Source organism: Leptodesmis sp. (assembly GCF_052746595.1).
Window position 1 is genome coordinate 37869 of sequence record NZ_JBRAGO010000024.1, and the last position, 9967, is coordinate 47835.

General features: G+C 50.0%; 7 protein-coding genes. 4 read left to right on the forward strand and 3 right to left on the reverse strand.

The genetic code is table 11. The features are described from left to right. Window positions 1–148: 148 nt before the first annotated feature. The 3 genes from groL to ACUVQO_RS07585 form a co-directional block, all read right to left on the reverse strand. The gene (gene groL, locus ACUVQO_RS07575) at window positions 149–1786 is read right to left on the reverse strand and encodes a chaperonin GroEL (RefSeq protein ID WP_445925278.1); all 1638 of its coding nucleotides are present in this window, start codon (window positions 1784–1786) and stop codon (window positions 149–151) included. 122 nt (window positions 1787–1908) lie between these two features. Beyond that, window positions 1909–2220 carry a co-chaperone GroES gene (gene groES / locus ACUVQO_RS07580; RefSeq protein ID WP_445925279.1) on the reverse strand — a complete coding sequence of 104 codons (312 nt, stop codon included), beginning with the start codon at window positions 2218–2220 and terminating at the stop codon, window positions 1909–1911. Window positions 2221–2514: 294 nt separating this feature from the next. After that, a complete protein-coding gene (locus ACUVQO_RS07585; protein WP_445925280.1) occupies window positions 2515–3960 on the reverse strand; it encodes a tetratricopeptide repeat protein in 1446 nt (481 codons plus the stop codon). 151 nt (window positions 3961–4111) lie between these two features. Here ACUVQO_RS07585 and purD point away from each other — a divergent pair, with 151 nt between their 5' ends. From purD to ACUVQO_RS07605, 4 genes are all read left to right on the forward strand, one after another. Then, the gene (gene purD, locus ACUVQO_RS07590; RefSeq protein WP_445925281.1) at window positions 4112–5404 is read left to right on the forward strand and encodes a phosphoribosylamine--glycine ligase; all 1293 of its coding nucleotides are present in this window, start codon (window positions 4112–4114) and stop codon (window positions 5402–5404) included. Window positions 5405–5739: 335 nt separating this feature from the next. Continuing rightward, window positions 5740–7650, forward strand: a complete 1911-nt coding sequence (gene nblS / locus ACUVQO_RS07595) for a two-component system sensor histidine kinase NblS (RefSeq protein WP_445925282.1) — start codon at window positions 5740–5742, stop codon at window positions 7648–7650. A gap of 450 nt (window positions 7651–8100) precedes the next feature. Further along, entirely contained in the window at window positions 8101–8244 is a 144-nt protein-coding gene (locus ACUVQO_RS07600; protein ID WP_445925283.1) for a hypothetical protein, read from the forward strand. Between the two features lie 44 nt (window positions 8245–8288). Beyond that, window positions 8289–9500: a class I SAM-dependent methyltransferase gene (locus ACUVQO_RS07605; RefSeq protein ID WP_445925287.1), complete on the forward strand. Its 1212-nt coding sequence runs from the start codon at window positions 8289–8291 to the stop codon at window positions 9498–9500. Window positions 9501–9967: the final 467 nt, after the last annotated feature.

Sequence of the window (9967 nt, forward strand, 5' to 3'; positions counted from 1 at the left end):
CTGAACACCTAAATCTTAGAACAGGCTAGCCGCATACAAAAAATAGCGATCGCCTCTCCTGGAGAAGCGATCGCTCGTTGTAATCGGTCTGGGTCAGGAGCAAGGCTAAAGAGTATCAAATCCCTATTCCTTGTTCCCTACTTTCTGCTTAGTAATCGAGGTCGCCGCCCATGCCGCCACCAGCACCAGCAGGAGCTGCGTCCTTGGGTTCGGGCTTGTCAACTACGATACACTCGGTGGTCAGTACCATGCCCGCGATGGAAGCCGCGTTTTGCAGCGCGGAACGAGTCACCTTCGCAGGGTCAACAATACCAGCCTGGAACATGTCTACGAATTCATTGGTGGCTGCGTTGAAGCCGACATTGAATTCTTTCTCTTTCACCCGTTCAGCAATCACAGCACCATTTTGACCCGCGTTTTCAGCAATCCGCTTCAGGGGAGCCGCCAGCGCACGGGAGACAATCATGGCACCGATCAGTTCTTCGCCAGACAGGTTGCTGTTTGCCCAGGATTCCAGATCGGGAGCCAGGTGAGCCAGGGTTGTACCACCACCAGGAACAATCCCTTCTTCAACGGCTGCCTTGGTGGCGTTGATGGCATCCTCCAGACGCAACTTACGATCCTTCATTTCAGTTTCGGTAGCTGCACCAACTTTCACCACAGCCACACCGCCAGCCAGCTTAGCCAGACGCTCTTGCAGCTTTTCCTTGTCATAGGAAGATTCGGTTTCTTCCATTTGACGACGGATTTGTTCCACACGAGCCTTCACAGCCGCTTCGTTGCCTTCAGCCACGATCGTGGTGTTGTCTTTGGTGATGGTGACACGGCGAGCCTTACCCAGCATATCCAGCTTGGTGTTGTCCAGTTTCAGACCCGCATCTTCGGTAATTAGTTGACCACCCGTGAGAACGGCGATGTCTTCCAGCATGGCCTTGCGGCGATCGCCGAAGCCAGGAGCCTTGACAGCAGCCACATTTAGCACACCCCGCAGACGGTTAACCACCAGGGTTGCCAGCGCTTCTTTCTCAATGTCTTCTGCAATGATCACCAGGGGACGACCTGCACGAGCTACTTGCTCCAGTATGGGCACCAAGTCTTGTACCAGGGTGATCTTCTTGTCGGTGATCAGCAGGAAAGGTTCATCCAGAACCGCTTCCATGCGCTCGGTGTCAGTGGCGAAGTAAGGAGAGATATAGCCCTTGTCAAAGCGCATCCCTTCGGTAACTTCCAGTTCGGTGGTCATGGATTTACCTTCTTCCAGGGAAATCACACCTTCCTTGCCCACCTTTTCCATCGCGCTGGCAATCATTTGACCAACTTCATCGTCGTTACCCGCAGAGATGGCACCCACCTGAGCAATTGCCTTGGAATCTTCCACCGGACGGGAGTGCTCAGCAATTTTGCCTACCAGGAAGTTGGTTGCCTTATCAATACCGCGCTTGAGGGCGATCGCATTGGCACCAGCCGCCACGTTCCGCAGCCCTTCTTTTACCATTGCGTGAGCCAGAACGGTTGCCGTAGTGGTACCGTCACCTGCCGCATCGTTGGTCTTGGAAGCTGCTTGACGAATCAAAGAAACGCCAGTGTTTTCAACATGATCTTCCAATTCAATTTCCTTGGCGATCGTCACTCCGTCATTGATAATTTGGGGTGCGCCAAACTTCTTCTCTAGCACCACGTTGCGACCTTTGGGGCCAAGGGTAACCGCCACAGCCTCAGCCAGGATGTCCATTCCCTTTTCCAGGGCACGACGAGCATTTTCGTTGTAAATGATGCGCTTAGCCATAGTTCCTCAGTAATTCTAGGTTTGCGATTTTGGATTTGGGGTTGAATAATTAACTTCAGGTTCAGACTTTGGATTTAGATCATCAAAAGAAATCTAAAAATCCAAAATCTAAAATCCAAAATTTATTGGACGATCGCTAAAATGTCTTTCTCAGACAGCAGCACATATTCCTCGGTGCCGAGCTTGACATCAGTACCTGCATACTTCGAGTAGAGCACCTTGTCGCCAACTTTCACTTCTGGCTCAATCTTTGCGCCCTTGTCATCTCGCTTGCCAGGGCCGACGGCAACTACTTCACCAACCTGGGGCTTTTCCTTAGCCGTATCGGGTAGCAGAATACCACCAGCCGTTTTTTCTTCAGAAGCACTGACTTTAATAAACACACGATCGCCCAAAGGCTTTACGGTACTAACGCTCAACGAAATAGCTGCCATACACAATTCTCCAAACTAGCAGGTTAGCTAAGTGGAACAAAAAGTTCTCATTACAATGCAGCCCGATCTAGCCACGCACCTGACTAGCATCAAGTGCAAGCACCAAAGCGAGCTAGCATGAAGAGCAGATCTAACTCATCTGAAACTGAATCAGACTCAGCTCTTATGACTATTACAAGTCTACCTGGAGTTGACCTTAAAATTAGCACTCTCAACTCCTGAGTGCTAATTTAACGAACCACCCTCCAGAAGTGCAATATTTTTGCTTGTACGGGTTCCCGAACGAGATACTGCCTACTCCCTACTCCCTTCTCCCTTCTCCAGTTTCTCAATCTGACTCACGAAATAATCCTCTCGATTTTTTAGTTGACGGGCAATTTCCAGACCTTTTTGGAAGGCCGCGATCGCTTGAGAATACTGTTTCTGTTGCGTGTACAGTTGTCCCAGTTGGTCGTATGCTGTCATTACGCCGTAGGTATTGTAGGCCTGCTGTTCCACAAGTACCAGGAAGGAATACGTACGAAGCGCCGCCTCCAGACGATTATTGTCTCGATAGAGATCACCTAACTTTCTTAGAGCATCTCCGGCAATGGCGAACTGCATCTGGGGTTGAGCCAGTTGATAGGCCAGTTGATAGTTTGCTTCGGCCTGATCCAGGCGTTTCAGGAGGCGGTAGTTGTCGGCAATTCTGACTTTGAGAGCAGGAATCGGGCTAGGATCGTTCAGTCGCTGGTAGAAGTTGATCAGCTCTTCCTGATAGTTGATGGCCTGTTCCGGTTGCTTGGCCTGCTCTGCAATGTAAGCCAGTTGATTCAAATAAATTGGTTCGTTAAATATATCCTTTCTAGCCTGCGTTCGCTCCAGTAATTCCTGATAGGTTTTGGTGGCTCCCGCATAATCAAACCAACCCATCTGCACCTGTCCCAGGCTAATTAACGTGGCCTCTAGCAGGTAAGTATTATCACGCCGACGGGCCTCTGCCAAAAGTTCTTCATAGACTTGCGTAGCAGATTTGGGTAAGCGCACCAGTTGATAGGCCAATCCCAATTCCTGCCAGAGTTGAAGGCGATCGGGAGCCGATCCAGACACACCAGTCTGAGTTTGCTGTTGGTCAGATTTAGAAGCATCTGTTGAGGGCCTAGTCAACTTCCAGATGTCATCCAGACGTAAAGTGATGTACCGTAGTTCGGTCAGGTTGTTCGTCTTCCAGGCCACATCCCCAACCCGCCCCAAAGCCCTAACTTCCGCAGCCAGTAGGCCTGCAACCCGACGCAAGCGCAGTTCCCGGTTCCAGGATACAAAGGCTGCCACTTCGTTTCCCTGCTGAAACTGAGCTACTCCTCGCAGGGCCAACCGATCTGCCGCCGCCGTCATCCCTCTCCGCTCCTGAGCCGTCAGCGGACGATCTTTATAGTCGTAGGGAATCAGGAGATCGGGTTCTGTAATCTCCAGCGGATTTGGAGGAAATTTATCCGGTAAGGGAGCCGCTTTGGGAGGTTTAGCCGTATTGGACTGGCCTTGAGCCGCTGGTTGCTGCTCTGTTTGAGAGACAAAAGGCACAATTTGAGGGATAGATGACACAGATGGAGAAACCCTCTCTGGAGAAGCTGTCATTTGGGCGATCGCCCAATTAGCCCTTCCGCCCATTCCCGCTAGCAGGGCGATCGTTGCCATCCCCACAACTCCCACCTGTCCCCTAACCCCAAAACGCACCATTGCTGCCACTCTCTCTCCAGTCATCTATGCCAGTCTCCTAAAATTTCCAACTGCAATCCTCTTCCACCCTACCCCCTATTCCCCGCATCCCAACCATTTCCCGTCAAGACCATGACATAATGGGAAACGTTTGGCTGAATCGAGATTGCTTAGGGATCACAGAGGAGTTGGCAACGTGAAGGTTTTAGTCGTTGGGAATGGTGGGCGGGAACATGCCCTGGTCTGGAAGCTCCTGCAGTCCGATCAAGTTCAGCATGTGACCTGTGTTCCTGGAAATGGGGGAACGGCTGCAATGGCCCGTTGCCGTAATCTCGCTATGAATATGTCCGATTTTGAAGGCATGGCCCGGTTTGCGCTGGTAAATGGAATTTCTCTGGTGGTCATTGGGCCAGAGGTGCCTTTAGCGGCTGGCATTACAGATTATTTAAAAGAGCAGGGGTTAACCGTATTTGGGCCAACCCGCATAGCCGCTCAAATTGAAGCCAGTAAAGCCTGGGCAAAAGATCTGATGCTGGAAGCAAAGATTCCTACGGCTCAGTCTGCTGTGTTTACGAGTGCGGCTCCGGCGATCGCCTATGTTCGGCAGCAAGGAGCACCGATTGTGATTAAGGCCGACGGGTTAGCCGCCGGTAAGGGCGTAACCGTGGCTACTACAGTGGAGGAAGCGGAAGCCGCGATCGTCGATGCCTTTGCCGGAAAATTTGGGCAGGCGGGTGAGCGGGTTGTGATTGAAGAATGCCTCACCGGACAGGAAGTTTCCATCCTGGCGGTGACGGATGGGATCACGATTCGGCCCCTGGTTCCCGCACAGGATCACAAACGAATTGGGGAGGGAGATACGGGAGCCAATACTGGCGGGATGGGAGCCTATGCCCCGGCTCCGATCGTCACCCCAGCGTTAATGGAACGGATTCAACAAGAGATTTTAGAACCTGCGATCGCCACTTTACAGAAGCGCAACATTCCCTACTGTGGTGTTCTCTATGCTGGACTGATGATTACTCCAGCAGGGGATCCCAAAGTAATTGAATTTAACAGCCGCTTTGGCGATCCTGAAACTCAGGTAGTGCTACCACTGCTGGAAACTCCGTTGCATGAACTCTTGCTGGCCTGCACTGAAAAACGTCTGGCTGACTTTCCGCCACTGGAATGGAAATCTGGTGTCGCCGCCTGCGTGGTCGTTGCAGCCGAGGGTTATCCCAATACCTATGAGAGAGGCAAACCCATTACCGGCATTAACGAAGCAGAAACCCAGGGTGCACTTGTGTTTCAGGCCGGAACTCAACTGAGACAACGAACACTGGTCACGGACGGCGGACGGATACTTGGGGTTACAGCGTTAGGAGAAAACTTTGAAAGCGCGATCGCCAATGCCTATGACGCTGTTAGTAAAATTCAGTTTGAAGGGATGTACTACCGCCGAGACATCGGCCATCGGGTGCTGGCGGCCCGATCGACTTCGAGCTAGGAGAAACGTTCTTCACAACATCTCTACAAGCATGTGGACGGAGAGTAAGAAGATGAGCAATCTCCATTTCAAAAACATCCCTTAACATAGAATTATGGTTATCAGTTGTTAATTTGTAAGAATTTGTTAGAAAATTGACAACTAAAGCCCGAGTTGTCCAGAAGGCTGGAGCTTTTTCTTAACAAAACAGCTACGGTTCTGAGCCTGGACAAAGTTTAGTAGTCCATCGTTCATTCGCAAGTCACTGGATCGCTGTCGCTTTGCTGGAGCTTCTTAAACCAATTCGCAAAACTATTGCTCACTGGTGGTCAGAATTCACCCTCCAGACAAAACTAATGGCTGTAGCCACACTGGTTGTGTCCCTGCTCATGAGTGGGCTAACCTTCTGGGCGGTAAATACCATTCAGCAGGATGCTCGTTTGAACGATACTCGCTTCGGTCGAGATTTAGGATTGCTGCTGGCGGCAAACGTGGCTCCCCTGATTGGAGAAAACAATCGTACCGAACTGGCCCGGTTCTCTCATCGCTTCTACAGCAGCACATCCAACATTCGCTATATGCTGTATGCCGATGAAGAAGGCAATATTTTCTTTGGCATTCCTTTTTCGGAATCAGAGGTGCAAAACTCCCTGACCATCCGTCGCAAGATTCATCTCCCAGACGATTATGCAGCCCATACGGATATGCCGATGGTACGTCAGCATCTCACACCAGATGGCGAAGTGACAGACGTGTTCGTGCCGCTGTTTTACGAGGGCGAGTATAAGGGCGTGCTGGCGATCGGTACCAACCCCAACCCAACTGTTGTGACTTCCTCCCACCTGACTCGTGATGTGACGATTGCGGTCTTCGTGTCTATCTGGGTGATGGTCATTTTAGGTGCAGTCTTCAATGCCCTGACGATTACCAAACCATTGAAAGAACTGCTGCAAGGGGTGAAAAATATTGCCTCTGGGAACTTCAAACAGCGAGTTGATCTGCCCTTTGGTGGGGAATTGGGCGAACTGATCGTTAGCTTCAATGAAATGGCTGAGAAGCTAGAGCGCTATGAAGAACAGAACATTGAAGAATTAACAGCAGAAAAAGCTAAGCTGGAGACACTGGTGTCTACCATTGCGGATGGGGCTGTCCTGCTAGATACAAATTTGCATGTCGTACTGGTGAATCCTACGGCACGTCGGCTATTTGGTTGGGAAGGGCAAACGGTAGAAGGAAAAAACGTTTTATATCTGTTGCCTGCGCCAGTGCAAGCAGAAATCACTCGTCCGCTCTATCGCATTGCCAAAGGAGATATGCGGGAGGGCGCAGAGTTCCGGGTAGCATTGAAGGAGCCTGTGAATCGTACCTTTCGTCTGCTGTTGACAACGGTGTTTGACCTGTACCGGGAAACGGTGAAGGGAGTTGCCATTACTATTCAGGACATTACCCGTGAAGCTGAACTCAACGAGGCTAAAAGCCAATTCATCAGCAATGTGTCTCATGAATTGAGAACACCGCTATTCAATATCAAATCCTTCATTGAAACCCTGTATGAGTATGGGGAAGACCTGAGTGTTGAGCAGCGCCGGGAGTTTTTAGAAACTGCTAACCGGGAAACCGATCGCTTGACTCGCTTGGTCAACGATGTGTTGGATCTATCCCGTCTGGAATCCTGCAAACTGTATCACTTTGAGGCGGTTGATCTGGCACAACCGATCGAGCAAACCTTACGCACCTATCAACTCAATGCTCGCGATAAAGGAATTGAACTGTTACAAGAGGTGCAGCCTAACTTGCCACCTGTATTGGGTCATTACGACCTATTGCTGCAGGTATTTACCAATCTAGTAGGAAACGCTTTGAAGTTTACTGAATCTGGTGGGCAGGTGGTCATTCGCGCTTATGGAGTGGAACCAGATAAGTCGGAAACTACAGAAGATAGGGATCCCGATCTGGAATCACATGGGGCAGAACTTCCGAAAACAGTGCGGGTGGAAGTTGCCGATACGGGAATTGGGATTGCCCCGGAAGATCAGGAAGCGATTTTCGATCGCTTCTTTCGCGTCGAAAACCGGGTTCATACGCTGGAAGGAACGGGACTGGGGTTATCGATCGTTCGCAATATTTTAGAGAAGCACCACAGCCATATCCATCTGAAAAGTGAAGTTGGAGTTGGCACCACATTCTGGTTTGATCTAGCTGTTTTCCAGGAAGCCAAATCTGGTAAAGGTTTAGGAACATCCTTGGAAACTCTATCGATCGTATGACTCCCTTTGGTATTCTTTGCCCCGCTGCAATGGGTTATCTCAACCCACTGCTCCCCCTAGCTCAAGAATTGAAGCAGCGAGACCATCGCGTTTGAGCAAGCTGTCACCCTCCCAGTTGGAACTAGCACTACATGGGTAAACTGGCTCCAACTGGAAGGGTAAGGCAACTTAAAACAGGCGTCCTAGCTCAACTTTTTCAGTTTGAACCATTACAAATGTAAAGATTTGTAAAAAGCTTTGCAATTTTCTTGGCTAACCACTATCTATAGTAGTGCCACTTTCAGAGGTGCCTAGATATAGCGGTTGAGGGGTCTAGCAGCGATGCGAAAACCGGGCTATAGAGGGTTCTGAAGTAGTGCAAACGTTGTTCATTCAAATACGCGAGAAGTGATAGTTATGAGTTACCAAGATAAGCTTAGCCCCTGGGTCGTTAACAAGTTACTGCCGAACATGAAGCAACTAACAGTTAATCGTTTCCGCCGCCGTAACGATGCGGACGCTTATTTAAAGATGCTGAAGCAGATGAACCCCAACGCTCAATTTTCTGTCTCGTTTGACATCGGCAATGGAGAATATGCCAGTCTGGGCGAGTAATGTCAAGGTGATGTCGAAAAAACAGCGTGTGTCTGCGGAGTGTGGTGTTGCAACTAGACGAACACGGTAATTGCAAAGCTCTCGTTAGCCTGATTTCTCAGCAAATTCGCGAGAGCATTTGCGATCGCATTTCCTTTGCCGAATATATGGAGTTGGTCTTATACCATCCGCAATATGGGTATTACGCCACTGCTCCCAGCAAAATTGGCACTCAGGGTGACTTTTTCACCTCTCCCCACCTGGGGGCAGAGTTTGGGGAATTAATCGCCGAGCAACTCCTGCAGATGTGGCAACTTCTGGAGTACCCCCACCCCTTTACCGTAGTGGAAATGGGAGCAGGGCAGGGATTATTAGCCAGTGACATCCTGAATTACCTGGTCCATCGCGCTTCTGATCTGTTTAAAGGGCTGGATTACCGAATTGTGGAACGGGCACCAGCCCTGATTGCAGAACAAAAACACCAGTTAAAGCCTTTGCAGGAACGGGGTGCCCAGATTCGGTGGAGCGATTTGGCTGCGATCGCGCCAGAGTCAGTAACAGGCTGTTTCCTCTCCAATGAGTTAGTGGATGCTTTGCCAGTTCATCAAGTGATTGTGGAATCGGGTCAGTTGCAGGAAGTGTATGTCACTCTGGCTGAACCTGCTGCGGACGATCGGCCATTTACTGAAGTGAGCGGTGAACTGTCTACTCCTCAACTGGCTGAATATTTCGAGCAGCTTGGTGTTGATCTGATGGCCTCTCGCTATCCCGATCGCTACCAGACGGAAGTGAACTTGGCTGCTCTGGACTGGATGGCAGCAGTAGCTAACCGATTGCAACGGGGCTACGTGCTGACGATTGATTATGGGTATTCCAGCGAGCGCTATTACCATCCGGTTCGTAGCCAGGGCACTCTGCAGTGTTACTACCAACATCGCCATCACTCCGATCCTTATCGTTACGTGGGTCAGCAGGATATTACAGCCCATGTGAATTTCACCGCCTTGCAAAAACAGGGGGAACGATGGGGGCTGGATACACTTGGCCTGACTAAGCAGGGGTTGTTTTTGATGGGGCTGGGATTGGGCGATCGGATTGCCACTCTCAGCCAATCCACCTCTACAGATGCCAAAACCATCCAGGACATTCTGTTGCGGCGGGATGCTTTGCAGCGCTTAGTGGATCCAATGGGATTGGGTAACTTTGGCGTTCTGATCCAGAGTAAAGGTGTACCCACCGATCAACTGCTCCAGGGGTTGGCCGGAGAACGGCTATAGCAATCTCCCTATTCAATAGGGACAGTTTCCGAACTGTACAGCCTGTGGCATAGTATCCTGTCTCCCTTGTTAGTCTGTAGACACCTTTCAGTAATCCCACTGAGTTAGCTAATTTTGGATTGGCGATTTTGGATTTTGGATTATCCAGCCTGCATTGGGGAGCAGTTTTACTGATCGCTTTGTCTCCATTCATGTTGTCTCCATTCATGAAAGACCGGGTAATTCTTCTATACAATCCAAAATCTTCTATACAATCCAAGGTCGAAAATCCAACATCCAAAATCGAGTGAGATTCCGGGAACTTACTGATCTTGCCCACGTCTTAAACCAAGTCCAGCTAGAAAAAGGTTGTTTTCCGATCAGAGAAACTGTGGTTCTGGAGTTGAACAAGGGTTAAATTTCAACCGTTCGTACCCTGAGTGGTGCAGAAAACTTTTTTGAGTCTCATGATGGATAACCTGAACGAC

Bases quoted from the DNA above. Each gene is read 5' to 3' on its own strand.
- groL (WP_445925278.1), bottom strand. From the start codon at position 1,786: ATGGCTAAGCGCATCATTTACAACGAAAATGCTCGTCGTGCCCTGGAA.
- groES (WP_445925279.1), bottom strand. From the start codon at position 2,220: ATGGCAGCTATTTCGTTGAGCGTTAGTACCGTAAAGCCTTTGGGCGAT.
- ACUVQO_RS07585 (WP_445925280.1), bottom strand. From the start codon at position 3,960: ATGACTGGAGAGAGAGTGGCAGCAATGGTGCGTTTTGGGGTTAGGGGA.
- nblS (WP_445925282.1), top strand. From the start codon at position 5,740: ATGGCTGTAGCCACACTGGTTGTGTCCCTGCTCATGAGTGGGCTAACC.
- ACUVQO_RS07600 (WP_445925283.1), top strand. From the start codon at position 8,101: ATGAAGCAACTAACAGTTAATCGTTTCCGCCGCCGTAACGATGCGGAC.